Consider the following 24,058-nt stretch of genomic DNA (forward strand, 5'->3'; position numbering starts at 1 on the left):
CGTTATTCATTCCTCCCGTCGATATCCCCACTATAAAACACAATGACTGACACCAGGGCGTCAGTCATTGTAGGATAGAAGCATATTTTGCATATATTGCTGCAGCTCCGCCCGTAATTCACGAGGCTCCAGCAGCTCGCACTCCTTGCCGAAGCTTAGAATGAATTTCAGCAGGCCCTCCTCATAAGGAAATGTATCCCTAACGAGATAGAAGCCATCTTCACCCCGGCTTATCTTCTCTTTCTGAAAATACTCGGTAAGCCGTTCGCCAATTCGCGAAGTGAATCTGAGCACAACCTGTATGTCCCGCTGCGAATAACTGTGCTCAATGACCTCGGCGATCCGGTCATCGGGCAGCTCTCTTCGGGCAAAAGGCGGTCCCTGCTTCAGTTGCTTGATCCGCACGAGCTTGAATCTGCGGTAGTCCTCTCTGACCCGGCAAAAGCCTATCACATACCAATGGCCGTGGCGAAAGTCAATCCAGCTTGGCTCCACCGTTCGCTCCAGGTATTCCATATCCCGGTTGATATAGTCAAACACCAGCACTCTGTTATCCGTGATGGCCTTGCTTATGATCCCTATGTACTCTTTAATTTCCTGCTCCATGCTGAAATGGGACATATCCAGAGTCAGTTTGTGCTTACCTTGCTCCTGCTTATAGGTATGTTCAACCTTTAGCATGATGTCATTAAAAGCTTCGTTCCTGCCAAACAAGCCGTGTAAATTCTTCATTACAGCTACAAACGTATGAGCTTCATCCTGGTTTAAAAAGAGGCCGCTTATATTATAGCTGTCCATAATATAGTATCCTCCGCCTTTGCCGCTGGACGCTGCAACCGGTATGCCGGCTTCTCCTATTTTTTCGATATCCCGATAGATCGTCCGTAAGGATACCTCGAAATGCTCGGCAAGCTCCTTGCCCGTTACTGTGCCTTTACCGGAGATGATCAGCAGCATGGAGAGCAATCGGTCGACTCGCATGATTATTTGTGACGCTAAAGTAACGTCTCCTCCTCTGGGTGGAATTCATTGTCAGACATATTCGTCTGAGTAGTCACTTTCTCCTTCATACGCCTCTACGGTGTCTTTATCCACTTTTCTATATTTATTTTGCAAACAGTCTTGCATGTTGTCTCATCTGTTGTTTTGAACAAGCATACTGTTAAAGAGCCAGCGAAAGTTCCAGCTGAAATACTGGGGCAGATGCCAATCCTCATAGCCTTTTAATACCCCTTGTTCCAGCCAGTAAGACTCTGATTTCCCGCTTTTTACAGCTCCAGAAACATAAGTGATCGTTTTCTCCAAAAAGCGTGTGACATCCGTGATTCCATCTGAATTAGATATATCCCCGTGTCCCGGAACGACAGTATCAACCTTGAGGTCTTTTTGAATCCGTTTAAGGATGCGTACCCAAGCGTATGGATTACCGTAGGGTATGACCGGAATGGTCTTAGTCGATATTAAATCACCAGCAATCAAAGTTTGCTCTTCTGGAACGTACACAACAGCATCACTTAAAGAATGACCGCCTCCGTAAGATAAAACTTCAATTGTTCGCTTTGTTCCTTGAATAACGAGTTTATCTTCAAAAGTTATCGTGGGGATCACCCTGCAAAGGGAAGGGATGGTATCATACAGGGCTCGCTGTACGGAAAGATCATAGTCGATTTCAGTTAGCATGTGGGGATCTCTTTGCTGTGAACGTACATGATTTAGGCTAGTTATTAACTTTTGAATGTTTTGCTGCATGAGATCAATATTCACTTCACCCATATCAGACAGCAAATCTCTTGTCCAAACGGTAGATATAAATTCGCTTTTCATAAATTCCTGATTGCCGTTGACATGATCTCCATGAAAATGTGTATTCACTACATATTTGACCGGTTTGTTGGTTAATTGTTCAGCAGTATGACGTAACAAAGCACCAGAATGCGGCAGGTTGGTTGTATCCACTACAACGGTTAAATCCCCAAGATCAATAATTGCTGCATTCCCAAGAGAACCGCTGCCTGGAACCGAAATAGCACCCCAGATACCTTCCGATGCTTGTTGAATCGTGAAATATTCGTTGTTCATTGTTACACCCCTTTAGTGTTTGTTCCTGTATTTTAATTAGTAAAGTTAACTTACAAGTTAGAGTCAACTGGAAGTCAAGAGATTTTTCAGGGTATAATATTTTTCAATACCAGCATTAAAAAGGAGGGACAGAAATCGGATGCTTACGATAAGTCAAGTGTCAGAAAAAACGGGATTAACTCCTTATACGATTCGTTATTATGAAAAAATCGGGGTACTACATGAACCCAAGCGTAGTAATGGAGGGGCACGTGTCTACAAAGAAAGCGAGGTTTCCTACATTCAATGTCTAAATAAATTAAAAAAATTAGGCTTATCGCTTGAGGAGATTACGGAATTTACTCGTGAGGGCTGTGTAATGGATAAAATTCAACAAGGGGAGAATCCCTCTAATTATAATCCTACCTTAAAAGCGCGGATTGAAATCCTTGAGAAGCATCTGATGGGACTGGAATCCAGGCGGCAAGAAATTGATTACATGATTTCTCTCGCCGAAGAGAAACTTACCCTATACCAGGAACTTACGAAAGAAGACATAGTAAATACTAGATAATAGCGGCGTGTATAGCCTTCATCCCTGAAGTACAGAGACAACAATCGCTCAAACTCAGCGTTAAAGGCCGTTTTCATACTTTTGTTATTGCTATTCTTAACCGCAGGTTTCCGCTTGCCAGTACTGCTATGGCATGCTCATAAGCCATGCTTTCGTAAATCAGCGCTGCCAGGTTCGCACGAACAGCCGTATTTGCTGAAAGTTAATGAGGCCGCTGCAGGAAATGCAGCGGCCTCTGGCAAGCAGAAGATGGTATTTTTCTGAAAAAATAATATTATAGCTGTCCATAATATAGCATTCTCCGCACTTTCCGCTGGACGAGAGGCAATCGGTATGCCGGCTTCGCTTATTTTTTCGATATCCCGGTAGATCGTCTGCGGATCGCTCTCACAGACCCTTATGAGGTACGCTTCAAAGGGTATGTGCTTTTTTTCGGAGGTACCTTTTTCATCACGTGTTTGCTCTTTTTTCTGACCAGCTGCAGTTTCTTCTTTCTCAATTGCAGTGCTTTTTTCTTCTTTACATGTAGACGCTTGATCAGTTTTATCAGTTTTATCCGCTTTATAAGACGATATTTGGCGCGGATCATTCTTTTCTTTCTCAGTCTGCGTATTATCCGTAACCGTAACGATCTGCGGCGTTTCCGTCTATGCCGCTTTACGGGAATATTCTCCGGGGCCGGGTTGGCCTGCTCCTGCTCAGAAACTGGCGCTGGTGTAAATTCTCTGGCCCAGGGAGTCATGGCAAGGAATTTATTGTATAGCGGTGCTGCGGGTGAGTCTGTCTCCCACCATTTGCTGTCTCCGGCGAAATGAACAATTTTATTATCTACATCGAGTTCGCTATGAGCGAACGTATTAAAGCGCTGATCCATTTGCAAATAGTTAGAGCTATAAACGGCATTCAGAACATCCTGATCCGGCATGGTCATCATTGGAAAATTACGCAAGAAATCTAGCATTTCTCCATACCAATTCTGTTTATTGCGGATATTGTTCAGTTGAAACAGAATGACCCCTGAGTTAAAATACAGCTCCGCACTTAGCCCAAGTGAGGTAAAGTACTCAAGCAAGTTTTCGCCCTGGTCCAGCACTGCGCCCAAATAGTGTTCTCCCAGGTCGATGCTCCACAATTCGTTAATATCCATATTGACCAAAATGTCGCAGTCCAGATAAATTACCCTGTCAGCCTGAATAAAATTCGGAAGCAGCAAACGGTACATACTGGCCATAGTCCAATATTCAATTTTATGAACGCCGGCTGCAACTTCAATCATATCCCCAGGAAGTGTAACATGATAAAAAAAGATGTTGTGATGAAATACAGCCACCAACTGGGTGAGCTTTAACTTGTTCTCTTCACTTAAGGAATCGTCATGCACAATGTGCACATTGATCGTTTGCTGGGTATTGAAAAAAATCGATGCAAGAACAACACCCGCATGCGCCGTATAGCTTCCGTCTTTATCGTTGATCGTCAAAACCAGCTCAATCATTCTCAAGGACCACCTACCCTTAAAAGTATACTTCTGCATAGTCGTATGCATTTGACTACTTTAAGTGTATGTTTACCCCAGTGACTGGATTGGACCCTTCCCCAGTAAGCAGCCGATTTATTTTGAAATATTCGGCAAGTCAGGATTGTATCTTGTAACCGTTGCGCGATCTCCCAGGATATGACGGGCCGGCTGCTCTTGAATTTCTTGTTCAGCTAGATGAACATGTGATCCAAAAACACTTCCCTCCGCATGAACATGGGACAATCGCACCCGATCCGTCAAAATGCTATTGGTCAGAATACAATCTTCGACGACGCTATCCGGACCAATATACACATGAGGTCCAATTACGCTGTTCGTTACGCGGGCGGTCGGATCAACCCTAACCGGAGGTATCCACTGAACGAAATTAATGCCGGAAGGCACCACAAAGTTCTTGGGATCTTGATCCATCTTGTAGCGGTTCGCTTCAAGCCAGCGCTCATGGGTCCCGATATCAAAAAATGGTGCGGTCGTTACGCTGTACGCAACATGCCCGCCTTCCGAAACCAACATTTGAATCGCATCCGTTAGCTCGTATTCTCCCCGTGGAGAAGGTGTAATTCTCTCAATTGCCGGCCAGATGGCTGCAGTCAAAGCATACACACCGACAATAGCCAAATTGGATTTGGGATAGCGGGGTTTCTCTTCCAGACTGACAATTTGCCCATCTTTGATCACGGCAACACCAAATTGACGGGGGTCCTCGACCCGCTGAAGCAGTATTGAAGCCGCAGATTTATCTGCGTCCAGTGATCGAATCAATGGCTCTAAATCACCCTCATACAAATTATCGCCCAGCATCAATAAAAAAGGGGAATCCGCCACAAAAGACTGCGCGCTTTTGACTGCATCCGCCAGTCCCTTAGCTTCTTTTTGCAGTAGAAAGGTTAAAGAGGCGTTCCACTGCCCCCCATCCCCGATCATTTCCCGGATCTCTCCTTGCGAATGGTTCACTACGATTCCAATATCGGTAATTCCGGCCGCAACAAGTTCGTTAATGATTGAGACAAGAATAAACTCCCCGTTAACAGGCAGCATGCACTTTGGTTTGGTATAAGTCGAAGGCTGCAGTCTCGTCCCCCGGCCGGCACACAAGATTAGTCCTTTCATGAACGTCCCCCCTACTCATTAACTTTGCAAACTGCGAGATTTGATGCAAATGAGCTCTATATATTTTATGCACAAGCTATGAGAGAGCTTGGGTATATATTAAGCAGCAATAACCTATTAAATTATGATCCGGAAGTCATATGTAAATGCATATCTACTAGCAGCTTTTTCCTTTTAAGTATCCTGTAAAAATGGCGGCACTGGGGCCGCCTCTACTTTGAACGTATTGGCTTTAGAGTACCACAACCAAACAGGCTGGCAAGCGGAGCTGGGAATTGTGTATTTTGCGCCTCCGGCAGGAAGAGGATCAACTCCGCCGCGCTCGGCTATTCCTAGTGCTTCTTCCAGTGAGCGTGCGGCGGAGTCGTATATACCAAAAAGTCTCCAGCTATAACTGGAGACTTACAAAAGCATCGCCGTAGATCCTTATTTTTACGCAATAGGAGTACCATTAGGTAGATCAGTATCCGGCTTTAAAAGAATAACATCTCCTTTTTCCGGGACTCCTCCCAACACTAATACTTCCGATTTGAATCCCGCAATGCGCCGGGGAGGGAAATTGATGATTCCTATAATTTGCTTCCCTACAATTTCCTCAACCTTGTAACGCTTAGTTATTTGTGCACTTGAGGATTTCATCCCGATCTCCGGTCCAAAATCAATCTTAAGCTTTATCGCAGGGATCTTTGCTTCTTCAAAAAACTCCGTTTCCTTAATCGTTCCGACACGAATATCCAGTGCTGCAAAATCATCTATCGTTGCCAACGTTTTGCCTCCTCTACTAAATTTTTTGTTTTACTGCGCTGGACGGAATGGCTGCAGGAGCCGAATCCCTTCCTCAATGGATCCCTCCATCAGTTCTAAGAGCTGGGGCACCAGTTCCTGCATCCGGGGGGCGCTCAGGTGCCGGTCGAGGGCACCCCGGTTCACCCAGCGCTCGTAGATGATGAAGGTGCCAGGCTGGCCTTCCACCTCGTGAGCCTCGTAGTCAATGTTGCCGGGGTCATTGCGCGACGGGGTGACAGCAGCAGTCATGAATGCCTTCATCTCGGCTTCTCTCCCTGCCTTAGCTCTCGCCTCCCAGAGTACAGTAACGTAAGGGTCCTTTGTATCGTTCATGCTAATTCCTCCTAATTTATAAAGACTTCTTATCTTGACGAACCACATCTAAACGAAGGGTTTGGTATTCACCCAAAGCTTTTGTTATCGAATGCGGATACTGTGTAATGGAGTCCATAATGGCAACCGTATCATTAAGTGAGTCATTAAAGCCTGCGCCGGTCATTGGTGACATGGTATGAGCTGCATCGCCGATCATGGCTATTCTTCCTTTTGACAATATATTAGGGATGTATTCATTAACAGGTGCCCCGATTAAACTGCGGTCCTTAATCGCGATTTGCAAAATTGCATCATCTTCCTTATTCCAGTTTGCTTGGCTGGTTTGTGACAGTTCCTCCAGCAGCGAATCCGGAATAGCTTCACCGTATAAGGAATGCTGGGCAATCCCGCCCTTTAATACACCTAATTCAGACAGCAATTGATTATGCGAATTATCAAACCAGCAGAAGCCAATCCATCGCTGGCCAGGATTGGTTCCCCCTTCTATTCCTGGCATCACCGCAGTTGTCAATGTACCGGCAGCACTATTGTTGAAATAAGCACTCGAAAGCTGCCGTTTTTTCCAGTCTTTCTTTGGCAGCAGTTCTTCGTCCACCTTCCCTACCCAAACCAGATAGCCAGTATAATCTGCAAATGGTCTATCGGGGTTCAGATAGCGGCGGACAATACTGCGATATCCATCTGCGCCAATCAAAAAGTCACCTTTGAACGTCTGCCCCTCTTCACTGGTAGCCCAAGCAGATGATTCATTTTGCCCAACACTAACAATTCGTGTATTGTGCTGTAGGGTAATACCGGATTCTTTAGCAACCGCATTGCGCAAACGTTCTTGAATGGCTGACCAGGCTTCAACATTGTTGTTACCATTGGATGCCAATTGTCTTAATTCTTGTTCAATTTTACTATTGCTATAAGGCTTTGTTTGTAAACGAATAAAAGCACCATTTCTTAATGATGAATCTGCACGTTCTAGAATGGTAACTGTGTAACCAGAACGAGATAACGCAAGCCCCATCATTAGACCGCCTAAAGATCCGCCTACAATAATGGCATGTTCTAACTTGTTTTGTGGCATATTTCATTCCCCCGTTACTGCAGTTTCATCTGGCTGCGGAGCATCCGGTCGAGGACTTTGTCCGGGAGAATACGGACCAGCCGGGTCAGCAGTGCCGAATCACGACCAGCCGTATAGCGGGTGTGTGGTTTTCTTGCGTGGATTGCGCGTGAAATCACTGCTGCCACCTTCTCAGGGCGGATACCGTCCTTTGCCCACGCTTCAGCCTGAGCCTTCACGGCGTCAAACAGACGATCATGGCGCCGGTGCTGGTCCGGGGTCATCAACCTGGCCAGCCGCTCCGCTGTTGTAATTCCTTGCTCCGACAGGCCAGTGCTGACACCACCCGGAGTGATCATGATAACCTTGATTCCAAACGAGGACATCTCCCTGCGAAGGCTGTCATTAATCGCTTCCATCGCATACTTCGCAGCTGAGTATATTCCGAATCCAGGCATGGAGACCTTGCCGCCAACGGAGCCGATATTGACCACGCGTCCGCCGCTGTTCAATAAGGCCGGGGTGAGCGCCTGAATAACCGCGACCTGTCCGATCACGCTGACTTCAATCTGACGGCGCAATTCATCAAGCGGAACCATTTCGAGAGGCGCATTAACAGCGATGCCGGCATTGTTAACCACTGCCCGCAAAGGGCGGCCAAGCGGATCTTGCTCCACCCGTTCGGCCAGCGCCTTAAGTGTGCCGGTATGGGTAACATCGACGATCACCGGCTCGATATTGTTGCGTTTGATTTGGTCAGCGTCTTCCTGACGGCGAACACCCGCCAATACGTGAAATCCTTCAGCGGCGAGCTTCTCTGCGGTAGCCCTGCCGATGCCGCTGGACGTACCTGTGACGACGACCAGTTCTTGAGTATGAAGTGACATCGTACCCCTCCTGAGTTTGATAAGATATGGTTCGCTGTATAGCACCGCTATACAAACATTATAGCGCCGCTATACGAAGTTGTCTATAGCGGTGCTATACATTTTTTCGAAGTGTTATCCTGCGGCCTGGACATTGGTTTGGCGGGCGTTGCGTGATGCACTCGGCGCACACGAAGTACCCTGGCAAAACATAAAAAAATCGCCATCCTCCTGGAGGTCCAGGTTGGATAGGCGATCTTTTTTATACGTCTTCTAAATTAGGGCTTTGCCTGAACTCTCCAGGCTCTGTCAAAATGATCTGCATTACGCTTTCCCGGATAAGATCAACAACGTCGGGTTGGGGCGGGGGTGACTTACGAAACTGGGCCGTCACATACAGCCAAGCGGCCGTATTGGCGGAAGCCCAGACCAGATCTGCGGCTGCTTGAGCGGACACAGCCAGTTTGCCTTCGGCGGCGACTCTCTGAACATTTTGCACTAGTGCTTGATGCGAATGTTCTGCCGCCTCGATATGAGCGCCCTCGAGCAACCGCCCCATCATCGCCGCATAAATCCGGGGACGGGCAGCCGCGAAGCGGACATAGTCATCCCATCCTTGGCGAAGAGCCGTCTCTGGAATGGTCGACTCTACTGCGGCAATCTTGCTTTCAAACAACTGTTTGAACGCTTCCACTATAGCTGCACTCAGGAGTCCATCGGCACTGCCGAAATGGTGGTAGAGTGTAGGAGCCGTAACCTGCGCGATCGCAGTTACGGCCCGCGTCGAAAATTGGGCTCCGCCCTCCTCCTCAAGTACCTTAAGAGCAGCCGCCAATATTTTGTCATATGTGTTCATACGTCTATTATAGCAGTGCTATACTCGTATGTCCATGACGAAGGTTGTATGCCTGAACTGTGAGATGGGCTTCAACCTCCCTCTTTCTGCTTTACCACTAAAACCAGAAGCATAAATTCTGTACACGGAATACCCCAATCGCAGAGTCTGCCGTCCGGGCATTTATGTACGCCATAATCTGACCGCCTGCCGCTGTTGGATTCGCTCCCGCCATCATATCGCCAGAACCATCCCTTTCGCTGCCTACACAATCTCTTTATTAAAATGTCCTCTTGTGTCTGTTTCCTGATTAAAGACAGCATTATTCATTGAGCCATTTAATTTGCCTGACGCCATATTAATGACTTTCACAACCTGCTCTTTGGATTCAACTGTGAAGTTTAATCTGAGCGCCTCAATTCCTTGGATATCTTGTAGCTCATCCAACAGATTAAGCGTCTTCCCGTTAAGGAGAGTCGTTGTACAATCATCATGGGAAATGATAGGGAACGTTCCGTGCTCATCTTTTAACTCATAGCTCTTCGTTTTGCAAATTCTGCATTGATTCATTTTTTTCATCGGACAATATTTTGTAAACATTAAGGGAGCCCTGCCATATACAATCATTTCCAGTGCAGGATAGCCATCATTTTCTTTAACATAGGCATTCATTAAATCTTCAATTTGGCTCTTATTCAATTCATAAGATAAAGTGACTCGTTTTGCACCTAATTTATATAATTCATAGCAACTAGTGGCATTAATAACATTTAGAGAATAGTCCGTAACAAACGGATTAGTTTCTTTATAGTGATAAATTCCGCCATATCCTCCGATTAGCAGCTGCCCTTCTTGTTCCTTATAATCATTCTGATTTCTTCTCACAACGTTTTCAAAATAGATTTCCTTAATTCCACAGCTCACGCAAGCATCGTACTGTTCCTTAGTCGTTACAGAGGCCGTAAGGTATGGTTTTACAGGGGCAAAGCTTATTTTTTCTCTTGCTTCCAAAGCCTTGGTTCTTTTCTGCTGGCTGTTAAGCTTTAAGTCATACAAGCCCAGTACAATATCTCTTCTTGCTGCATTCAACAGTTTAGCTGGAATAAATGCATTGCATTCCTCATACTCGACATGATTAAGTTCGAATATCGTATCATTTAATCTTGAGAATTGCTTGATTACCTGGTCTTTTGTTGTTGGATTATTAATGGCTTCGCCCAGTATTTCCTCGCTTTCATAGGAATAATTAAAGCCTAAGCCTTCCGCATCTATGACAAGCTTTGAATCTGGACATGCATATACTCTAATATCGAGGTTAAACCGCTTAAATTCTTTTTCCAGTGATGCTTCTAATTCTTTGTTATAGAAATAATCCTTCGTTTTATATACTACATCTCCCTTAGACATCTTTTCTTTGATTTTGATATAGCAGACATCCTCTGCTTTGTTGATTAATTCGCCATCTTTATCGTACAGTTTGGCAACCGTTAGATTAACATCTTCATTGTTGTGACTGATTCGAATGGTATCGTTCTGATTTAAAGGACGTGTAAGGGTTATTTCATACGTGTCTTTAATAACCTTGCTGATTGTTCCAATTTCATAACCAAAGTTATTAGGTTTTAAGATGTTTGTAATATTTCTCCTGTCTTCGTGAAACAAATACCCTTTAGTAAATGTCCGATTGAATGTTTTTTTCAGATTTTCTTTGTCTTCTTCTGTTATTTTATGATCTAAGGCCTTGCGATATTTGGATACAACATTAGCAACATACGTAGGCGCCTTCATTCGGCCTTCTATTTTTAAAGAATCGATTTCTTTTAAATCATGGATATAATCGATGGTGTTTAAGTCCTTAGTAGATAGAATATAGCTTTTCCCTAAAGATGTATCTGTTGTCTTATCGATTAGTTCATACTCCTTACGGCATGAACCCACACATCTTCCGCGATTTGCGCATCGATTGCCGAGCAATCCTGACATTAGACAATTTCCCGAATAAGATACACATAAAGCACCGTGAACGAAAATTTCTAAAGGGATTTCAGCTATTCTTTTGATCTCTTTTACTTTTTCAATCTTGACCTCACGGGACAGAACAACTCTTTTAGCACCAAGTTCTTTAAATAATAAAGTTCCGTCTAAATCGTCGATTCCCATTTGAGTTGAACAATGTGCTTCCATATCAACAAAGTTTTTAACGATATAATCGAAAGCAATCAGGTCCTGGACAATAATGCCATCCACACCGATTTCATTTAATTCCTGTACCTGCACTTTCATCTCTTCAACTTCGTTTTCGAAAACGATGGTATTCATGGCAACATAGATTTTAACGTTCCTCAGGTGCGCATACGTAACAGCCTCTTTTAACGTTTCTAAATCAAAATTAGATGAGTATGCACGTGCACCAAACTTTTGCATTCCTAAGTATATTGCATCACAACCATTAGAAATTGCAGCTTTTAAAGCTTCCATATTTCCTGCTGGAGCTAATAATTCAGTCATTTTTTCCTCCTATGACCCATAAATTGTACGCTAGTTAAAGCGATATTTCTTTTTTAAAGATTTTTTTGTTACGCCTCAAACTTCAGACTATTTCCATTAATCATAAAATAAGAACTATACTTAAGCTGCAGCAAAACGCACAAGCCACTGGCTTGTGCGTTTGTTTTAAATGACCTCATTTGCTCTGAGGGACGTATCTCATAATAATTCTTTAAGTACATTTTTCGCGACGCGTATCTTCTCATCATTAGCGTCACGAAGCATACCTACAATATCCTGAATATCGCTCTCAGCTGAGGTAACCATAAACTCTTCATTCTGATACGCAAACAGCTGAACTAAATTAACTTCAAGCGATTCCGCTATCTTATGTAAATTCAATAAAGAAACGTTCTTCTCACCACGCTCAATCTGCCCTATGTATGAAAAATGAAATCCGCCTTTCTCCCCAAGCGCCTCCTGAGACAAGCCCCGCTCTTTCCGAAGAGCACGAATCCGGGTTCCTACGAGCTTCAGTATTTCCTTATCCATCACGGTGTTCACCCCTTAATTAACGCCTGAACCTCGTTCACCTGCTCCACCGTTGCCCAATCGCGCAACGATTCAAAGAGCGCCAGACTTCTAGTAGAATGACTGTCGTTCCCCGACCGATAGGCCAGCCTCACTGCTTGCAGTATCTGCTCCAGTGCTTCCACCATTCTTCCCGCCCTCTTATAGTACAGCGCCAATTGATAACTGAAGCGATAAAAGTGTACTAGATTGCCCTCATCCTCATATGTGCAGAATTCAGCCGTATGCTCCGCGAACATTATCAGCAACTCGTCCACATCCAGCCCATACCGCAGCGCAGCCTGCAGAATCACATCCAATCCGGGCAGTACTTCTTCTGGATTCTCTCGCAGAAAGGCAGTATAAGAATTCAGAACCCCCACCCGGCCAGACAGAAGCTCGAGTGCATATCTGTTTGCTTGTGCCAGAAATCTGAATTCCTCTACAACTTCCAGCCCGTCCTCACCTAGATCCTCCAACCATCCCAACTCGGCATACTTATCTATGTATGCCCGTGCTTCCTCATAGTTCTCTTTTGTTTGATAAGCCATCCCCCGAGTCAGATAACTGAATCCGTAATAATAGACCAGTGGATGCTCTAGCCCAATTGTCAAAATCGGTGAAGATTTAGCCTTCCGATACTGCTGTTCCTGATACAAGTACTGCACACATTCATACAGAATCTCCGATGTCTCAATGACTTTGTCCCACTTCTCCAAGCGGCAAGCCATCTCTATCATCTCCACAATAACATCAAGGTTGAGTGATTTTAGAAAGGATGGGCGCACGGGTAGGGCCTCCTTTAGACTGTAAGAATATTTTTAATTAGATGAAGGTACATTATCTGTGCGGCATGTTTTGGGCTGAGCAACTTTGAATCATAGAGAAACTACAGGGAAGTGCAGAAGAGGCCCGAAATATGTATATATTTTACTTTTTGTTGAATACTTTATCTGTCACGACCATTATATCAGATTGATAATGGACTTAAAAGGGGTTATTTTCCTTGAGCGATCCGTCCAACATCATTAAGCAGATAATCGGAAAAACCGTTAAAGCTATACGTATCAAACAAGGTCTAAGCCAAGAAGATCTGGCCCATGAATGCAATGTCGACCGATCCTATATTTCCATGATTGAGGTTGGCAGAAATGAGCCCTCCGTCACGAAAATATTTGATCTCTGTAAGGGACTGAAAATCAAACCATCTGATTTTTTCAAGCTGATTGAGATAGAGTATGAGAAAGTGCAAGAGAACGAGTGAACGTAAATAAGAGCGGGGCATAAAGCTGTTAGCTTATGTTCCGCTCTTATTGTTATTAAGGGAATTAAAGAGGCTTCATAGACATTGGCGTCCTACTTGTTTTAACGGTAAATACACATCGTTCCTGCCAGAGTGTGACATACCCTGCCCTTGTAGTGATGATGTGGATACAGGATCCTGCAGGTTTTTCTTCAAAAACTTCCCCCTACTTGTGATAAGGTTCACCGCGCTAACTGAAGCGGCAAGTTTTCAATTGCACCAAAAAAGCTCACCACAAAATGAATCAAATTTACGGCTTTAAAACAAAGCCCTGTCCACATACCGGAAGGGCTTCATGTAACCTAATTATGGTTTAATAACTTCATATAGTACTGCGTGGTGCTCGAATTGTATAGGGAAGGATCTATTGCTAAATGAATCATAGTGTATATCAATCCTCTAAATCACTTGGAGTTTCTAGAAAAAGGTCCATGTTCGGACATAATTCAAAACCATCTCTCCCTATTCCTAATATGCGATCAAATGTTACCTGTGATATCGCCGTTTGGGGTAAATCATAGTTACGTTTGAATGAATTTATTGTCCAGTTAGACGTAACCGAACGTTCACCCATTCTTTGCAAACTTGAAATGACAATATTTGCAGCATGTTGTTTGGTGATTTTGTTTTCCTGGTAATAACGCGTCGCATCCCCAACAGCACGATAAATCAAACTTTGAACTTGTCCGGTTGAGAAATGGTTTAACAAATCATCCAACACCGCCGTTGTCTTCTCTCCAATAGTAAAAGGAAACCCTACTTTCTCTAGACGATATAATAAATATTGCTTAATTTCTTCAAGCGAAATCTCCCTCCAGATTGCATAACAAAACTCGGGATCTTGTTTGAAATATGAAGGGGTAGGATTTATCAGTGATTCAATTGCAGCATCAACATTCACGTAATAATAAACCTTATAAACATAATAAACGTTAGGAAAATCAGAATCGTCCTTAAATGCTGAAATGGGTGACTGCGGATGGACACAAATGATGTTTTTATTTGCTAAGCTACGCACTATTTCTTTGGTTAAATCCAGTGTTGGAGATAATTGATCCATATAAGAATCCACAGGAAGTATTATTGATAAATTTTCATCAACTCCAACACGAAGTAGCGCGGCTAAGTATACTTGATCGCGGAGAGATATTTCCCCAAGTAACTTAGGCTTCTGTCGGTCAAATTTATAGTATTGATTTATCTTGTCTCGTTTTTCTTGCTCTTGTTGAAGTTTGGTCAGCGATCTCCTTTTCACACAGTTGTTACAATTGCAATCAACGTTATCTTGATGTCCGCAATTCGGACATTTTGAAGCTGTTTTTAGATATGAAGACCTAGATTTCCATAGAGTTATAAGTGGGACTTGGCAATAAAAACAAATTGTCTTTTCTTGCTGTGGTGGAAATAATTTATATAGCTCATTAGGTCTAGCATTAATTTCATATTCATTGATTAACAATGTAGTCTTTTCGCCTTCATAATAACGAGTAATTAATCGTTGAATTTGTTTTTCGTTTAAATGTGAGAGCATGTAGGGTCGCTCCTTAAGACTTTTATATTAAATGTACCCCTCATCAACGAATTTCGTCAATAAATTACAATGCTTTACTTTTGTAGTGGAAATTTTCACAATATACACTAAGTCGATTGAAGATTCGAAAATAAAGAAAAATATTACTCAAGCAACCGTCACTTCAGCCCTGTTATCTTCCCAATTCGCATCACACTCGTGAATTGACCATTTGTTTATGAATCTCAGTGAAATATGGATAGCTAAACTCTAAATGCATAACCCTAATTTAATTACTTCTCAACTAGTTCCCTCTGTGCGTCACCACCCTCACCATTCTAACGTACACCGCGACTAGTTGTAGAATCCGTGCATAAACCTCTCCCAAACTTTCCAAGAAAACTTCCCATTAAATTAAATGCGCATTATTTATGCGCTTTTTATCGTTTAATAATATTGACACGCACTTTTTATGCGCATTATAATATTAATAATAAATTATATCTAAAAGGAAAGTGATTCTATGAAAAAGCAAAATATTTGTACGTTCTGGGGTATTGTCAGAATGAATTCCGTTATTTTTCCTGACATTCCTAACTGTGAAATCAGCTTCCCTGACGAGGGGGATCTAACTCCAGTTGTTCAACAAGCTTTATCAGAAAGATTGCTCGAACTTGAATTAAATGGAGAACAAATACCACCAGCAACAGATGTTAAAGTGTTGCTAGATCAATATCCGGGCTCATCCCTGGTATCTTTCACTGTTTATTTAGCTACTCTGCGGGATGCAAAAGAACATAAGTCGATCCGGAAAAATGTTACCATAGACAAATGGTTGGCTGATGCTGCTGACGAACAAGGAATAAACTTTTCGCAAGTACTTCAGGAAGGAATTCGTCGTGTACTTGGCTTAGAGGAGTCTCAGCCTTTTAAAGTATTAGACCTCGGGACTATGCGTAGGAAAACTGGTAAAACAGTAAACGAGGTTTCGCTCGAAACAAGAATTCCCGTTCGACAACTAGAAGGACTAGAAGATGGACGCCGTCGAATAAACGAAAAGGAAATTACGCTGATTGCAAAGGCATTTGGTTGCTCGGAGAGTGAATTGATCGGCGCTCCATCTCCCTATCATCCTCTTGATGTGGAGTCGATGACGGATGCAATTCGAAAATACGGTTCTTTTGACGGGGCTTACGGGAGTTCGAATTTCCGACTGGAGGTCTTTATCTCTTTAATGAATGACATTTGGAAATGGTTCTGCCAAAGCGAAGAAGGAAAGCATTACTTAGGACATGGGAAATCACTAGATCCACAAGAGTATGTCACTCGTTTTAAAAAACACATGCTTCGTTCGATCATGTATGATATTAGACATGGTGCCTGGTATAATACGAATAATTTCCCCTTTACTATTTTTGGTTTCAATTCCCCTTCCACTTGTTGGGTAGAACTGTACGATCAGGACGAGGTAACAGATGATCTGTTTACGGTTGTACTTGAGAACGTATCCGGCACTAGCGTTACAAATGCTTGTGAGTATTACATTCCAGCTATCGTAAAGCAAATTTTGGAGCATAAACAAATTAGCATATTGGAACAGGATAAGAGAAAAAGCGGGTTTAAATATCCAAATATCAGGTTTTTAGAACGAATTTGGAATTTTGGGAAAGAGGAGTATACTCATATACGCATTCGGAAGGACGGAAGTCCAGAATGGTCTTCAGGTTCACTACCACTAGCTGAGATTAGAGATCGTGAAGAGTCGCGGTCTTATCGGCGAATTATAAGGGCACAGGACCTTCCTAAGCCATTTATTAAGGGCAAGGGTGATGATCGCTGTCAAAATGATAAAACTGGAAGTTGTTCTGTTGTTGATAATGTCGTTCCAGACTATTTAAACGGATGCAAAAAATGCAGAGATATTGCCCGTACCTGGAAGGCGCGGGAATGGTTACTAACCAAATTATCGGATAACGAAATAAGGAAGATGGTGCCTCACAATTTTGCAAAAGAGTACCCAGATCTGTATCGATATATAAAACAAAATTTTGCTGAAGATAGCGAGGAACAGGCAGAGGGTTTAGTTTATTGGATTCAAGAATATGGAGCCTACCGATCACGCCAAGCTTCCCCTATTCATGTTTCCGAGGAAGGTTATCAAGATGGACGACATCGAACAAAAATTGCTCAAATTTTGGATATGACTATACCCGTTATCTGGCATACCACTGATCGAATGAATTTAGAATTGATTGAGTAGATTTATCACAGGCAAGTCATATGAAAAGGACACTCAATCGCAGTGTCCTTTTCATAAACCAAATTATTTTCTTCTCACACTCAAACCTGAGTTTGGCTTCGGTATGGCCTTAAACTTGCTTTCCGGGTCTCTGAGAGTTGATAGAAGTTTCGCGGCATCTACAGGTTGTCCCAGCAATGCTTGTGATTCTGGCCTAGGATCGTTAACTTCTTTAGCACGATAAATCTCTAATTGACCTTCTTTTTCTTCAATCACACGTGCACAAAGACCTCTAATATAGTATGTGTTAAACTCGCCTTCAGCCAGGGTCTCATTCGCCGTGTGAGGGACATCCTTTTCAATATATCCTACTCCACGTGGCTTCTTTGCTAATTCTTTTGCAGCCATGTACTCTCTTAACTTCCGAGCAAAATCCTCATCGTCTCCGTTTTGAGCATATTCCTTTAATAATTCTGGATAAACTGTCTTACCTGTTTCTGTAAGCCTTCCACTAAGATATAATTTACCTTTTTGCAAGTCATAATCAATTTCCTTTATCATGTACTCTCTTGTAATTGGGTCTAAATTCTCAAGGTATAATGCCATTGTATCCTCTCCTTCAATTAATAATTAACCTGGAACACTCACCACAACAAATCTTCTAGCACTGACAATTATCCTGTTGAACGAGGAAAACTATCTAAAGCTAATTTAGTAAGGGTAAGGCGTGAATATTTCTGCTTTTGTATCAAGAAACCCTCTCTTACGTAGTTCAGCTATCTCGTATCTTGCCGTCTCATCGGCTAGCGACCTTAACAAGCCTATCCTTTCAACTCCGTCCAGAGTATATAACTTTGGAGGTGTAGTCGGATTGATTCTATATACGTTATTATACGTATGGTTTTCTGCTAACAGGGTAGCAATTCCATAGGAACTTGATGACTGTGAGCGCATAAAGACTTCAATAAGCCCCATTTTCCAATCAGCTACCCCTAGGTTTTCTTTTTCTAAATTAATATCAAAAGGCTCTTCAGTACAACCCAAGCTCAAAACTCGCAGTTCTTCTGGCTTCCATTTTAACACTCCAACAGCTTCAACCGTAGCAAGTCCAATTGGGTTGTTAGCAAATACTCCCCCATCCACAAGCGGTACGCCGCTTTCCGTTCTAAAAGTTTGAAAGTATAGTGGAGCCGCAGCAGTTGCCAGGGCTGCTTCTACCGCGCTTTTCTTCCAATCTAACTCAAACCTAGGATGATGTCTTGTTTTGTAAATTCGAACAATGCCTTTTTGAATATTAAATGATGGGATAACCAATCTCACACGACTATCACCAATAACGCTATTTCCGAATAATTCATCCAATGCACCTTTGAGGACTTTTGCATCATATTTTGTGTCGAACAACATATCTGCATAACCAGTAGTCACCTTTCGGGCTAGCCTAGCCAAATATCCTTGTTTTTTGGGTTGAAAGATACTCGGGCCATAGCTCTGGTAAAAATTGAGGATTTCTTCAGCCGAAAAGCCAAGTCCAAGCCCAAGTGCTATAATCCCCCCTGTTGAAGTTCCTACTATTAAATCAAAAAAATCAGCTATCGGTTGACCTAATTGCCCTTCTATTTCGGCTAGCAGTGCAACTGGGAAGACACCTTTGATTCCTCCGCCATCGATTGTCAATATTCTTTTCATTTGCGCCCCCGCACTGTCTCATAATACTTGTAGCAATAATTCAATTCATACTCAAACTCCCTAGGTGTCTGGAACCCTTGAATTTTTTTAAGAATAGGAGCATGACATTTTCTAATTATTGCTCCTCCTCCACATGGACAAGGTAAGTGACCCTTCACTTTTTCATATGCCAATAAATACAAGAAATTTAATACTAAAATCGATTCAGTAACTTCAAATAACTCCATATAGTATTTCATTATTCCTTTAGCACCATGTTCAAGTTCACCGTAAGGCAACACACTCTTTTGAGATAAGTGCTTATGTGTATATAGATAGGGAACTAGAAGATTTTCGACAAATCCAACTAGTGTTGGATCTGCCGAAAATTTCTCTTTTATTGCCAACGGTGCACCTAAACATAATGTTCCATCTGAAAATGTATGGAATGTTCTAGGAATCTCCCCCTTTAATTCACGAGCTTTTGGAGCGGAATTAGGATAATTAGCATTTAGCTCAATCTCCACCGTATATGCCACATCCATAATCTCATTATCTTGATATTGTGCGCAGAAGCGCAGTTCTCCTCGAACGAAATGTTTATCTTTCTCAAAATCAAGGACAACATTAGGGTATCGTTCCCGCAGTTTTCTGAAATGCTCCTGCACAATATGACCATTCACTGCTAGTTACCCCATGGTTTATTAGGAGCCGAAATTTGTACTAATGGCGGGGAGATAACAGCTGCACTTGTCGGTAATCCTAGAGTCCTAGCTGCATTTATAGAAACCTCACCAAAAGTTGTCTCATACCCTTTTACAATCTTTCCAACATCATTGGTCCCAATAATCTCAACAATGTCTTCCTTGACCCAACTGGCCCATTGGAAAAATGCTCGAGCCTTTTGATTATTATTTTCATGCCAACGATCTGCAAAATTCTCGTTTGGATTAACAGGATTCGGTATGACCCAGGTTCCATCGTCTTTTCTGGTAATTAATGATTGTGTTTGAAGGGATTTATTCAGGCTGTAATCGGAAGATAGCAAGGCGGATAACATATCAAACTGATTTACTATGTTTCTAAGAGCTAATAAAACAGTAGGCTCACCATTGTAGAGTTTGGCTGCCAAAGTAGTAATAATCATTGAGATAGGTCTGTCTAGAGCCATGGGGTGATTTATAAAACGGACATCACGATGTCGCTTTAAGATTTGGATTGCTCGTTGTAGGGGAGTCTTGAGAAGTGCTTCGGGAACTTCATCAATACTGGCGTATATTTCCCGATTAGTTTCAAAGAGATTTCGTTTCTGAACGGATTTAACTATATCTAAAGCTGGTTTGTTAATATCATCAAACCAATCAGCATACCCACTTGGATTACTGCAATACCAGTCATATGTTCTATTCTTATTCTTATGGGTAATAGCAATAGCCTTTTGGGCTATTCGCGGATCAATAAGATGGTTTCTTAATGCGGCCTCTTCAGGAGTTGCCGGTAGAACATCCAGATGGAAACCCACTCCCTCCTCTTCGGCATAAAGCAAAGTCCAGCAGCGCCTTCCCTCTTCATCAAGCATCTTTCTGTACTTTTCATGTTCCGTAATTCTCGTTCCAACAATCTGCTTCAGATCTTCTGGAGTCATGCTATCCTTGGAAATCTGAAACTCGCTCACTAAATCAATATCATAATCAGCGTCCTGTCCGTTTTTAATCGGTCTCACGACAGTTCCAAGCCTAAAAGAACCTTGGGGGTAAAAATGTATATCCTCAACACCCTCGAAATCCCCCTCAGCAATCCAACTACTAACAGCAGTATATCTTTCAACAGCTTGCTTATACTTTGTAGGAGAAATGTCTAACCGAGAAGCAATACCATCTAATAAAGAGGATACTTTGGACTCAATCTCTATTGTCATACGCAACCCATCCCTCTATAATTTTTTTGAAAATAAGAAGGATATCCGTCATTCATGACGTATACATAGGTATAGCCACCACAGCTTTACATATGAGGTATGGAAATTCTCCATACTGATATCTTCTTCATGCTCAGAAAAACTCCAAGCATATTTCATTCTGAAATGAAGAACACCAACCCTTAAAGACAAACCAAGTGTACCACCACTTAGGTTTGTCTTTTTATTTCTCTCTCAATACGCATCACCTCACCTGAAGAAATTAGCACTCAAAATAAAGAGTGCTAATTTCTTCTATTATACTTCATTCTTAGATTTATATACAAGCATTATGGGAGCATAAGTTCCCCTAAAATCAAGAACACGGATTGTATCATTTCGAGTCGGAAGACTAAATCTCATGAATTGATTAATGCCTTCATTTTTACCCTTGGATGTAGATCATCATTTGTATCAAAAAAAGCTTGTAGAAGCCTGTTACATATCGTTACGACTATAAGTGGGGCATCCCCTATTATATAGTCGTAATAATGGTGTAATTACAGGCTCCTACGAGCTCTTGTCAAGAAATTCAGGTTTTTGAAGTATCTTATCCTGTTAATCTCCAATTTTGTAGCAGTATCTTATTTGCTAACATTTTTAACTCATTGAGATGGTGGAGGAGATGATCCCTGACTAATCCAGTTAGTTGGAATGACTTACAAAATCCTGATGTTTACACACTGCTCCGACTGTGCGATAGCTAACGATAATCTGCATAAAATAGTCTGAGAATAATACATAAATCCAAAAAAATTTTCTTAGGACTCTTTTAATTAGAACTAATAAATTCAACAAATCTCTTGTATTTGCTTTTTTTGTTCAGATTAAATTCAATTCCCATTTGTCTGAGTTCATTCATTATATAATCACATTCTCTCTCAGTATTAACACCTTCAACTTCAATTTCAAATGATTCATTTCCACCTGGAAAAAGAGAATGATCTAGCTCTATAGTATATTCATTAAATAGCTTTAATTTCTTACGTTCATTTCGAATAGAACCTAAAAGAGATATTTCTTCTGCATTAATAATACTACTTATATTTACTGGGTTTTCAGTAATTCCCTCTAATATTTCAGAAGGGTTTTCCTTATAGTATTCAAAATCCCTCTCGGAGATAGATCTTTCAATTTCTGTGGATGAAACAAACTGGCTTTCAGTTTTAGATTTTGTTTTCATACATAGCAGCCAATTTTTTTCCTCATTTCGTATTCGTAATGTAATACCTGCCTTCTCTAGTTTAAAATCACAAGTATCAAAATAATAATTAGTCTGTCGTATTACATCGGGTTGTTGATTTACTCGATTGAGTATTTTTTTGTAAGAATCTTGTTCTAGCAAAAGTTTTAGTTCCTTCTCTACAGTTGCCACGATATCATCTCCTTAGTTTATTACGATCAGATTTTAAAAATTCATTCAAATATCTAATATAATTATATCTAAATCTAGTTCTCACTGTTCTTTATTTTTGTTAAAATGGGTAAAACATTCAGTGCAGCGTATTCCTTAAATTCCCCTGCATTCTCTCTATCTAAGCTGTATACTCTTAAAATTCGCAGTCCGTTATTTAAAGATTTAATTATTTGTGAACCTTCTTTGATTTTTTGAGAAGAGACAACATAAAATCCCTTGCTGGATTTTTCCAACAACTGAGCACCAGAATCCACGTCTTTTAGTGGGAATCTTTCATCCCTATACTCCTTAAATTTAGATTCACCGAATTTTCTCTTCATTTCTTCAAAACTTTTAGAGAATTGTTCGCTTAGAGAAGTGACTTTATTTTTCTCATCGATAAATTCTTCGAATTCATATACTCTTTTCCATAGATTTCTATCTTTAATATCTTGAAGAGCAGTTTTTCTTTCTTCTCCTAGTTCTCCAAGTAAGTGGTTAACAAACTGTTCGTCACTTAGTGATATATATAGATCTTCAAAATCTCGAGACGTTAGCTCCCTTTTAGACCAAGTTTTATAATTTAAGTCTTTTTCCTCAGTTACAAAATTAAGCATAGCTCGGCATGCTTCATTGGTTTTATGACCGTAGACTTGTATATACATTTCATATCTTGCTTGCAAAAAATTTTCAATTGCATGTAGTCCACTTTGTTTGAGACCCATCCTTATCTTCCCTTGACTATGTGCATAAGCTAGCATAGATTTTAACACTCTTGACTCTGAGTAATCACCGTAAGGAACTCCTGCAAAATAACTATCACGTTTAAGATAATCCATACGATCACAATCAATTGGTGCACTCGCTACAATGTCATTTAATAAAGGGAGGACATCAAATTCTTTATCAAAAATAGTAATTAACCGCTCTCCTAATTGTAACTCTGGCTTGAGTATAGTAAGAATATTGTAAATTTGATTTTTTGTAATTCCCTCAATTGTATTCAATACCTTATATGTAAAGTAAGACGATACATGCTCATGTTCAATTCTAATATCAGTTTTTCCTTTTTCACTCTGCTTTTTATAATATTTGCCCAATAGAATCTCAATCCGGTTAACAAAATCCTCATCAATACCAATACACTCATCGCTACGTAGAATTATCATAAACTCATCTACATTTGGAGCAAAAGCATCAAATAAGTGCGACAAAGGGCCATGTCCAATATCATGTAAAAGCGCAGCTAAACGTAATTCTATAAAAGTTTGTTTTAATGAATCCTCGCTTTCAAGAAGTAGGTTACATAAATCAATCCCAACCCCGATTTCAAGAGTTTCGTCAAAATTTTCTTGACTCTTCACAATATCCGAACGATATTGTGCAATATATCCATTTTCTAGTATTGAAACTAGCATCTTATGAGCATAGTTCATTACTCCAATAGAATGCTCAAATCTTGTATGTTTAGCTGAGGGAAATACCTTATATAAAAATGAATTTTGTCTAATATGATGCAACCTTTTAAATAATGGGTTCTCAATCACCCTCATCTCATTCATAGTTAAACGTATCACTCCATGTATTGGATCGTTTATACTCCTTACCAAATCAAGTTCTCTAAAAATCTCCATATAAATAACCTCCCATTCAAGCTAAACTATTGTAAACATTACAATATTTACAATGGATATTATTATTCTATTACATCTTTGAGTTCTTTTAAATCTATATTTGTCCGATTATCTATTCAGTTAAAATATTGAATT

The 24,058-nt window shown here is 41.3% G+C and carries 22 protein-coding genes; 3 read left to right on the top strand and 19 right to left on the bottom strand.

Annotation, left to right across the window (positions count from 1 at the left end; genetic code table 11):
- Nucleotides 1-60 precede the first annotated feature (60 nt).
- Complete coding sequence (locus PBOR_RS34435) at nucleotides 61-981, bottom strand: helix-turn-helix transcriptional regulator (RefSeq protein ID WP_042218622.1); 921 nt, start codon at nucleotides 979-981, stop codon at nucleotides 61-63.
- Nucleotides 982-1,134: 153 nt separating this feature from the next.
- A complete protein-coding gene (locus PBOR_RS34440) occupies nucleotides 1,135-2,079 on the bottom strand; it encodes an MBL fold metallo-hydrolase (RefSeq protein ID WP_042218624.1) in 945 nt (314 codons plus the stop codon).
- Nucleotides 2,080-2,218: 139 nt separating this feature from the next.
- Here PBOR_RS34440 and PBOR_RS34445 point away from each other — a divergent pair, with 139 nt between their 5' ends.
- Nucleotides 2,219-2,632, top strand: a complete 414-nt coding sequence (locus PBOR_RS34445) for a MerR family transcriptional regulator (RefSeq protein WP_042218626.1) — start codon at nucleotides 2,219-2,221, stop codon at nucleotides 2,630-2,632.
- A gap of 397 nt (nucleotides 2,633-3,029) precedes the next feature.
- Here PBOR_RS34445 and PBOR_RS34450 read toward each other — a convergent pair whose 3' ends face one another.
- From PBOR_RS34450 to PBOR_RS34495, 10 genes are all read right to left on the bottom strand, one after another.
- Entirely contained in the window at nucleotides 3,030-4,127 is a 1,098-nt protein-coding gene (locus PBOR_RS34450; RefSeq protein ID WP_042218629.1) for a glycosyltransferase family 8 protein, read from the bottom strand.
- Between the two features lie 117 nt (nucleotides 4,128-4,244).
- Entirely contained in the window at nucleotides 4,245-5,282 is a 1,038-nt protein-coding gene (locus PBOR_RS34455) for a sugar phosphate nucleotidyltransferase (protein ID WP_042218631.1), read from the bottom strand.
- Between the two features lie 432 nt (nucleotides 5,283-5,714).
- On the bottom strand, nucleotides 5,715-6,047 hold the full coding sequence (gene csaA, locus PBOR_RS34460) for a chaperone CsaA (RefSeq protein WP_042218633.1): 333 nt from the start codon (nucleotides 6,045-6,047) through the stop codon (nucleotides 5,715-5,717).
- Between the two features lie 30 nt (nucleotides 6,048-6,077).
- A complete protein-coding gene (locus tag PBOR_RS34465) occupies nucleotides 6,078-6,401 on the bottom strand; it encodes a putative quinol monooxygenase (protein WP_042218635.1) in 324 nt (107 codons plus the stop codon).
- 16 nt (nucleotides 6,402-6,417) lie between these two features.
- Nucleotides 6,418-7,479 (bottom strand): FAD-dependent monooxygenase, encoded by a 1,062-nt coding sequence (locus tag PBOR_RS34470; RefSeq protein ID WP_042218638.1) that lies wholly within the window; start codon nucleotides 7,477-7,479, stop codon nucleotides 6,418-6,420.
- Between the two features lie 14 nt (nucleotides 7,480-7,493).
- The gene (locus PBOR_RS34475; protein WP_042218640.1) at nucleotides 7,494-8,345 is read right to left on the bottom strand and encodes an SDR family NAD(P)-dependent oxidoreductase; all 852 of its coding nucleotides are present in this window, start codon (nucleotides 8,343-8,345) and stop codon (nucleotides 7,494-7,496) included.
- 241 nt (nucleotides 8,346-8,586) lie between these two features.
- Entirely contained in the window at nucleotides 8,587-9,180 is a 594-nt protein-coding gene (locus PBOR_RS34480; protein ID WP_042218642.1) for a TetR/AcrR family transcriptional regulator, read from the bottom strand.
- Between the two features lie 243 nt (nucleotides 9,181-9,423).
- Nucleotides 9,424-11,667, bottom strand: coding sequence for a U32 family peptidase (locus PBOR_RS34485; RefSeq protein WP_042218643.1), 2,244 nt, complete (start codon nucleotides 11,665-11,667; stop codon nucleotides 9,424-9,426).
- A gap of 198 nt (nucleotides 11,668-11,865) precedes the next feature.
- Nucleotides 11,866-12,201, bottom strand: a complete 336-nt coding sequence (locus PBOR_RS34490; RefSeq protein ID WP_042218645.1) for a helix-turn-helix domain-containing protein — start codon at nucleotides 12,199-12,201, stop codon at nucleotides 11,866-11,868.
- A 5-nt stretch (nucleotides 12,202-12,206) separates the two neighbouring features.
- Nucleotides 12,207-13,004, bottom strand: a complete 798-nt coding sequence (locus PBOR_RS34495) for a DNA-binding protein (protein WP_099052510.1) — start codon at nucleotides 13,002-13,004, stop codon at nucleotides 12,207-12,209.
- A gap of 218 nt (nucleotides 13,005-13,222) precedes the next feature.
- On the opposite strand from PBOR_RS34495, the gene PBOR_RS34500 reads away from it, so the two are divergent.
- Nucleotides 13,223-13,480, top strand: a complete 258-nt coding sequence (locus PBOR_RS34500; protein ID WP_081972309.1) for a helix-turn-helix domain-containing protein — start codon at nucleotides 13,223-13,225, stop codon at nucleotides 13,478-13,480.
- Nucleotides 13,481-13,910: 430 nt separating this feature from the next.
- Here the strand turns inward: PBOR_RS34500 and PBOR_RS34505 are convergent, their stop codons facing one another.
- Nucleotides 13,911-15,050 (bottom strand): hypothetical protein, encoded by a 1,140-nt coding sequence (locus PBOR_RS34505; protein WP_042218646.1) that lies wholly within the window; start codon nucleotides 15,048-15,050, stop codon nucleotides 13,911-13,913.
- Between the two features lie 502 nt (nucleotides 15,051-15,552).
- Between PBOR_RS34505 and PBOR_RS35945 the strand changes: the two genes are divergently transcribed.
- Entirely contained in the window at nucleotides 15,553-17,289 is a 1,737-nt protein-coding gene (locus PBOR_RS35945) for a helix-turn-helix domain-containing protein (protein WP_052429775.1), read from the top strand.
- Between the two features lie 63 nt (nucleotides 17,290-17,352).
- On the opposite strand, the gene PBOR_RS34515 is transcribed toward PBOR_RS35945, so the two are convergent.
- From PBOR_RS34515 to PBOR_RS35955, 6 genes are all read right to left on the bottom strand, one after another.
- Nucleotides 17,353-17,874, bottom strand: a complete 522-nt coding sequence (locus tag PBOR_RS34515) for a hypothetical protein (RefSeq protein ID WP_042218649.1) — start codon at nucleotides 17,872-17,874, stop codon at nucleotides 17,353-17,355.
- Between the two features lie 105 nt (nucleotides 17,875-17,979).
- A complete protein-coding gene (locus PBOR_RS34520) occupies nucleotides 17,980-18,957 on the bottom strand; it encodes a CBASS cGAMP-activated phospholipase (protein WP_042218651.1) in 978 nt (325 codons plus the stop codon).
- Nucleotides 18,954-19,619 carry a hypothetical protein gene (locus PBOR_RS35950; protein WP_052429776.1) on the bottom strand — a complete coding sequence of 222 codons (666 nt, stop codon included), beginning with the start codon at nucleotides 19,617-19,619 and terminating at the stop codon, nucleotides 18,954-18,956. The genes PBOR_RS34520 and PBOR_RS35950 overlap by 4 nt, the downstream gene beginning before the upstream one ends.
- A 2-nt stretch (nucleotides 19,620-19,621) precedes the next feature.
- On the bottom strand, nucleotides 19,622-20,854 hold the full coding sequence (locus PBOR_RS34530; protein ID WP_042218653.1) for a nucleotidyltransferase domain-containing protein: 1,233 nt from the start codon (nucleotides 20,852-20,854) through the stop codon (nucleotides 19,622-19,624).
- An 811-nt stretch (nucleotides 20,855-21,665) separates the two neighbouring features.
- A complete protein-coding gene (locus tag PBOR_RS34535; protein WP_042218655.1) occupies nucleotides 21,666-22,268 on the bottom strand; it encodes a CYTH domain-containing protein in 603 nt (200 codons plus the stop codon).
- A 74-nt stretch (nucleotides 22,269-22,342) separates the two neighbouring features.
- Complete coding sequence (locus PBOR_RS35955) at nucleotides 22,343-23,923, bottom strand: HD domain-containing protein (RefSeq protein ID WP_052429777.1); 1,581 nt, start codon at nucleotides 23,921-23,923, stop codon at nucleotides 22,343-22,345.
- Between the last annotated feature and the right edge of the window lie 135 nt (nucleotides 23,924-24,058).

Source organism: Paenibacillus borealis, from assembly GCF_000758665.1.
Classification (GTDB): domain Bacteria; phylum Bacillota; class Bacilli; order Paenibacillales; family Paenibacillaceae; genus Paenibacillus_AQ; species Paenibacillus_AQ borealis.

Bases quoted from the DNA above. Each gene is read 5' to 3' on its own strand.
- PBOR_RS34435 (WP_042218622.1), bottom strand. From the start codon at position 981: ATGCGAGTCGACCGATTGCTCTCCATGCTGCTGATCATCTCCGGTAAA.
- PBOR_RS34440 (WP_042218624.1), bottom strand. From the start codon at position 2,079: ATGAACAACGAATATTTCACGATTCAACAAGCATCGGAAGGTATCTGG.
- PBOR_RS34445 (WP_042218626.1), top strand. From the start codon at position 2,219: ATGCTTACGATAAGTCAAGTGTCAGAAAAAACGGGATTAACTCCTTAT.
- PBOR_RS34450 (WP_042218629.1), bottom strand. From the start codon at position 4,127: ATGATTGAGCTGGTTTTGACGATCAACGATAAAGACGGAAGCTATACG.
- PBOR_RS34455 (WP_042218631.1), bottom strand. From the start codon at position 5,282: ATGAAAGGACTAATCTTGTGTGCCGGCCGGGGGACGAGACTGCAGCCT.
- PBOR_RS34465 (WP_042218635.1), bottom strand. From the start codon at position 6,401: ATGAACGATACAAAGGACCCTTACGTTACTGTACTCTGGGAGGCGAGA.
- PBOR_RS34470 (WP_042218638.1), bottom strand. From the start codon at position 7,479: ATGCCACAAAACAAGTTAGAACATGCCATTATTGTAGGCGGATCTTTA.
- PBOR_RS34475 (WP_042218640.1), bottom strand. From the start codon at position 8,345: ATGTCACTTCATACTCAAGAACTGGTCGTCGTCACAGGTACGTCCAGC.
- PBOR_RS34480 (WP_042218642.1), bottom strand. From the start codon at position 9,180: ATGAACACATATGACAAAATATTGGCGGCTGCTCTTAAGGTACTTGAG.
- PBOR_RS34485 (WP_042218643.1), bottom strand. From the start codon at position 11,667: ATGACTGAATTATTAGCTCCAGCAGGAAATATGGAAGCTTTAAAAGCT.
- PBOR_RS34505 (WP_042218646.1), bottom strand. From the start codon at position 15,050: ATGCTCTCACATTTAAACGAAAAACAAATTCAACGATTAATTACTCGT.
- PBOR_RS35945 (WP_052429775.1), top strand. From the start codon at position 15,553: ATGAAAAAGCAAAATATTTGTACGTTCTGGGGTATTGTCAGAATGAAT.
- PBOR_RS34515 (WP_042218649.1), bottom strand. From the start codon at position 17,874: ATGGCATTATACCTTGAGAATTTAGACCCAATTACAAGAGAGTACATG.
- PBOR_RS34520 (WP_042218651.1), bottom strand. From the start codon at position 18,957: ATGAAAAGAATATTGACAATCGATGGCGGAGGAATCAAAGGTGTCTTC.
- PBOR_RS34530 (WP_042218653.1), bottom strand. From the start codon at position 20,854: ATGACAATAGAGATTGAGTCCAAAGTATCCTCTTTATTAGATGGTATT.
- PBOR_RS35955 (WP_052429777.1), bottom strand. From the start codon at position 23,923: ATGGAGATTTTTAGAGAACTTGATTTGGTAAGGAGTATAAACGATCCA.